The sequence below is a fragment of the Candidatus Desulfolinea nitratireducens genome (assembly GCF_982879505.1).
In genome coordinates, this window is record NZ_CEYOSI010000284.1 from 1 (window position 1) to 3,710 (window position 3,710).

5 protein-coding genes are annotated in these 3,710 nt (G+C 44.2%); all 5 read right to left on the minus strand.

The window, feature by feature from the left end:
- On the minus strand, positions 1–631 hold a 631-nt coding region (locus AC3DOM_RS16555), incomplete at its 3' end, for an MBL fold metallo-hydrolase (protein ID WP_487920141.1).
- Positions 632–920: 289 nt separating this feature from the next.
- Complete coding sequence (locus AC3DOM_RS16560; protein WP_487920142.1) at positions 921–1,166, minus strand: hypothetical protein; 246 nt, start codon at positions 1,164–1,166, stop codon at positions 921–923.
- 16 nt (positions 1,167–1,182) lie between these two features.
- A complete protein-coding gene (locus AC3DOM_RS16565; RefSeq protein ID WP_487920143.1) occupies positions 1,183–1,548 on the minus strand; it encodes a DUF6326 family protein in 366 nt (121 codons plus the stop codon).
- A gap of 56 nt (positions 1,549–1,604) precedes the next feature.
- Positions 1,605–2,600, minus strand: coding sequence for an NAD(P)-dependent alcohol dehydrogenase (locus tag AC3DOM_RS16570; RefSeq protein ID WP_487920144.1), 996 nt, complete (start codon positions 2,598–2,600; stop codon positions 1,605–1,607).
- 1 nt (position 2,601) lies between these two features.
- On the minus strand, positions 2,602–3,528 hold the full coding sequence (locus AC3DOM_RS16575) for an NAD(P)-dependent alcohol dehydrogenase (protein WP_487920145.1): 927 nt from the start codon (positions 3,526–3,528) through the stop codon (positions 2,602–2,604).
- Positions 3,529–3,710 lie beyond the last annotated feature (182 nt).

Below are 3,710 nucleotides of genomic sequence, written 5' to 3' on the forward strand. Positions count from 1 at the left end.
CGTGCCCAGGATATACTGTTTTAATTTTGAATCTTGTTAACTTCTCAATACTGGCATTCGCTGTATCTGATTCGTCCATAATCGAGTTGAGTGAGGGTTCGTCCATATTTTCAAACAGATCTCCACAAAAAAAATCGCCATTAGCAGTCAAGATTCCGATAGAGCCTCTGGAATGCCCGGGAATGGAAATTACTTCCGCATCGAAACCATAGGCAGAGAGATCATCTCCGCCCTCAATCATCAGATCAGGTCTGAATCTTTCTTTTTTGCCAAAACCGGAAAGAACAGGAATTATCTTTCTGATAAGTATATTAGGTTCTTTTCTGTTAAAGAACATATTCCCATACTCAGCCATCCCCGAGTCATCAATATGCATGGCTACTTGAGTACCAAATTTCAGGCTCAGGTAGGCAACATTGCCAGTATGATCAAAATCCCCGTGGGTTAGAATGATCAGCTTGAGATTACCAGGCATGCAGCCCTCGTTCTCAAGCGCTTCTTCAAGTTCAGCTTGTTGATTTGAACTCCCCGTATCGATCAAAATATAGTCAGAATCGTTTTTAAGTAGATAGCAATTGACCCTTCCCAATTTGAAAGGCATCATCAGATCAATTCTTTTGATTTCTGGCATATATTCCTCAATCGCTCTTCCAAGAGGCTGATCAATCCCAATTTACTCCGCTTTGCGAAGTGTAGCATATCATAGCTCCGTAGTATATATTATTTATCCTGTTCCTTCTGATAGATCATGCAAGCATAACCCCAAGCTAAGCTGAACAAGTCTTCCCCGGCCATTTTGAGTCCTCGTTTGGTAATTGAAAGAGTGACAGGGACAGTGTTTGCTACTTTCTCCAGATCGCAAGATGTATCACGAACCGGAGAAAAATGACTTGGATCCTCTGTAAACCCCGCCATGCCAATCACATCAAAGGTATCTTTCCTGATAAGGAGGCCATACCAGCAATTCTTAACACCCAATTTTCACGCCACCTCTGGAGCGCTTCCACGACCTGGTCTGGATTCCAGGCCTCCCCCAGATAGCGCATCATCACCGGATCGCCGAATATCCATATCCAGCTCTTTTGCTCTGGGCTAAATTTTCCCAAGGATGGTGATGGTCCTAGGTTATCCATCCAGTGTATCCGACCAGATTTTTCTTTGCTCATCATATATCTCCTCCTTTTAGACCCAATTCCAAGCATACCAAATTGTAATGCCATTAAAAACCATACTTACAGCCAGCAAAAATTTATCGTAATGGCCCGGATAAGTAGGTAATCCCACCAGATTGAAAAGTAACCAAAATCCGGCTACGATGATATTTGCCCAGCGGTTGATATTCTGAGGCAGCACAAGAGAAAACACCACCATCAGGATTGGAATAACCATCAAGACTGCAATACCAAATGACATACCCTGGGTGAACTTCACCCCATCGATTTTCCCAAGGGTAACGTCGCCGGTAAGGATACGCAAAACATCCCCTAAAAGATAGGTGAGCATGACCGCGATCCAGATAATTGAGAGGGTGATATTTACACTTGGCATGATTCATTCTCCTTTTTGACCTAATTCACGTTAGTTGATCTCTTAGCCACTAGTCACTACTCGCCGTCCTCCACTACAGTGACAGTGATGATTACCTTACCCTTGGCATGTCCCTCTCCAAAAAATCGAAAAGCCTCAGCAGTCTCGCTTAGCGGATAACGTCTATCGATAACAGGAATGACCTTGCCAGCTTCGAAAAGCTCTTTCATCACCACCAAATCGTTTTGATTTATTTTTACCGATCCCATATTCCTGATTTGCTTCCCCCCCTTCTTTGACAGCAATGGCCCCAGGATCAGGGATGCGAAGATCTGTTTCATTTTCCCTCCAATACAGACATAAATCCCCTCGGGATTTAATGCTCCTTTATAGTCAGATATTGAATGATATCCGTTCACAGCAATGATCAGATCAAATTGTTGCCCACTCTGAGTGAAATCTTCCTGAGTGTAATCAATGATATGGTCTGCACCGATAGAGCGCACCAATTCTATTTTTCCTGTACTGCAGACAGCAGTGACTTCGGCTCTAAAATATTTGGCAATCTGCACAGCATATGTCCCCACCCCTCCGGACGCGCCAACGATCAATACCTTTTGCCCGGGCTGAATTTCTCCACTATCACGAATTCCCTGTAGGGCAGTCACCCCGGATGTGGGAATTGCCGCTGCCTCCTCAAACGATAGGCTGGCTGGCTTCTTCGTCAGCACATTTTCGGGGGCTGATACATATTCCGCAAAAGCGCCCATCCCAGACTCGGATATATCCCCGAAGACATCATCCCCTGGCTGGAACTGCTTTACATTCACCCCAACCGCTTCCACGCGCCCGGCTACATCTCCTCCGAGAATCGTGATCTTTGGTTTTAGCAGCCCCCCGGGACTCAATCGGACCAGGAAAGGTTTACCGGTCAGAAAATAAAATTCGCCTGTATTTACAGATGCTGCATATATTTTTATCAAGACTTCATTGTCTTTAGGGGTTGGCTTTTCAACCTCTTCAAATTTGAGCACATCGGGTGAACCATATTCTTGATTAACGATCGCTTTCATTTTAACTCTCCACAATTATGACAACATTTCCCTTTTTATGCAATTTTTCAACGTATCGATGCGCCTCGGCAATTTCCTCCAGGGGATAGAGTCTATCGATGACCACTTTTATCTTCCCATCCACAATCAGTTCGGCAAGCAAGCTTAGATCTTCAGCGCGATCCTTTCGTGACATTTCCACAGTCAGGAAAGTTCCGTTCGGGCTAAGTGCTTTCTGACATTTTGATTTAGAGAGTCCCGAGATCATTTTTCCCACCGCATCATAGATCAGATCGTACCGTTCTTCCTTTTCTGTGAAATCCTCTTTGTTGTAATCAATGACCTTCTCAGCGCCAAGAGATTTCACCAGATCAAAGCTGGAACCGCTGCAGACTGCGGTCACTTCGGCCCCATAATATTTGGCAAGTTGGACCGCATAAGTCCCCGCACTACCAGAAGCCCCAATGATCAGCACCTTCTGACCGCCTTGGATATTCCACTTTTTAAGATGGTTCAATGCTGCCAAGCCCCCAAAAGAAACGGCAGCAGCCTGCTCATATGGAAGATTGGCTGGTTTAATTGCAAGCAAGCCATTTTTTTCCACGTCTCCATTTTCGGGCAGACATTTATATTCAGCATATGCCCCAAAACTGAAGCCGGCATTGCCAAAAACCTGATCACCTTTATTAAATCGTTTTACATCTTTTCCAACAGCTTCAACTTCCCCTGCCAACTCAAACCCTAAAATATTGAATTTCCTGGGTCTAAAAAGACCGTTGAAAAGCCTTGCAGCAACTGGATCAGGCTTTCGCATCCGCCAGTCCGCCGCCGTGACGGTGGTCGCAACTACTCTTATCAGGACTTCATTATCTTTCGGAATAGGTTTCTCTATTTCCTTGAGTTGAAGGACATCCGGCGGTCCGTATTTCTCAAACACGATTGCTTTCATAATATATTCTCCTAAAAGATACTGTCTGTGTCAATTATTAACGAGGTATTGATGGAATATATTCGATATATTTTTTGAACAAAAAGAACATTTCCTTAGGTCATGAGACCAAAGATCATATATTTATTAACTCATGTTACGCACCTAAAGGTAGAACCGGGAACTGAGCTTGTAATTTGCGT